This window comes from Bacillus sp. JJ1533 (assembly GCF_036965045.1).
In the GTDB taxonomy this organism is placed as follows: Bacteria; Bacillota; Bacilli; order Bacillales; family Bacillaceae_L; genus Ferdinandcohnia.
This window is the reverse complement of the sequence record NZ_JBALOV010000070.1, coordinates 1-1384: the sequence shown is the minus strand read 5'-3', so window position 1 is coordinate 1384 and position 1384 is coordinate 1. Positions and strand designations below refer to the sequence as shown.

The 1384-nt window shown below is 36.9% G+C and carries 1 protein-coding gene; it reads right to left on the bottom strand.

The genetic code is table 11. The features are described from left to right. Window positions 1-146 precede the first annotated feature (146 nt). A complete protein-coding gene (locus V7138_RS25110) occupies window positions 147-1124 on the bottom strand; it encodes a nuclease-related domain-containing protein (RefSeq protein WP_335402728.1) in 978 nt (325 codons plus the stop codon). Window positions 1125-1384: the final 260 nt, after the last annotated feature.

Sequence of the window (1384 nt, the reverse complement as noted above, 5' to 3'; positions counted from 1 at the left end):
TTTTTTGCGCCAACTCACAGATTTTTGCTTCTAACTTTACGCCCCTTGTTACTCAACACAATCTATACCTCTTTTAATCGAAACTCGTATGTTAAGTTGATAACAAAATGAAACAGTCAGCTTCCCTATCACTGGCTGTATCTTACCTAGTCAAGATCTTTGCAAAGTTCAAGCAGTTTCTCCACCGAAATAAAATATTTAGTTCCTTTCTTTTCCCCTGTGTTCTCTAGTCCCACCGATTGTAGAATTTTTGTTGCGACTGTTCTTGAGGGCAACAACAAGAACTCCCTCAGTTTTTTATTTGTTAGTGTATTATCAACTAACAAAAAGTAGTCAATCATTGCACTTATATGAGCATTTTTTGAGGTATGACCACAATTTGTACAGCACCATTTGCCTAGTGAGCGCTTCATGGGAAGAGTGTCACATTTTGAGCAAATGACTCCTTTAAGCAGTTCGCTTTCTTGCACACCAAATGTATCTAGGATGTTCTTATCCAAAGGAGTATGGAGCTTCTTCAATAGTTTTACTAACTTTTGTATTTGTTTATTTTCCAAAGCAACTTTCTTATTCTTTTTTTCAAATTGGTCCATTTTAGAAAGAAGGCTCGGGGCTCGAATAATATTCTTAGCACCTGGATGGTAATCAGACACACTGATTCTTGTGGAAGGGTTTGTAATTACAATGAGTGATTCAATCGGAGGTACCGCAATGTTATGAGTCTCTAATAATCTTCTGATCTGTAGTCTGTGTCGATACAATTGAGTCAATGGACAGGTATATGTTTTTTTCATTTCTTCATAGGTTTGGTGCATTTGTTCAAAGTGGTGATCAAAGTGCAGTTCTCCCTTATGATTTTTTGCATCTACATCAAGAATAAAGTGTGGGGATATAATGAAAGAATCAATTTCAAAAAAAGTGTTTGTGGAGGAGTCTGGTAAGCGAAGGCCTTTTAGAATGTTGTATGTCTTATCGGGGAAAAACTTCAAATAATAATCTAAGGATTTTTCTCCACTGTAGCCACTGATTTGGAGTCTATACCTTTCATCTACTGCCTCAAATTTCGGATGAGTGGTAGCAGTTCTCCTCCTTAATGCTTTTATTTTTCTAATCTCAAGTGACATTTCTCGTTTCTTTATTTTACTCAACTCCTTTAATTGATACTGGATATATTCTTTGTTTCTCGGCAAAACCTTTTTTTGAAAAAAAATTTTTGTATGTACCTACTATTGAGGAGAGTCGTGTAATTGCACCTTTGTTTTGATTTTTTTACTGGTCTTGATTTGCCTCCTCTCGCCGGCTTTTGCATCGGAATCATCGGATTTGCGTCCTCTCGCCGATTTTTGCGTCGGAATCATCGGATTTGCGTCCTCTCGCCGATTTT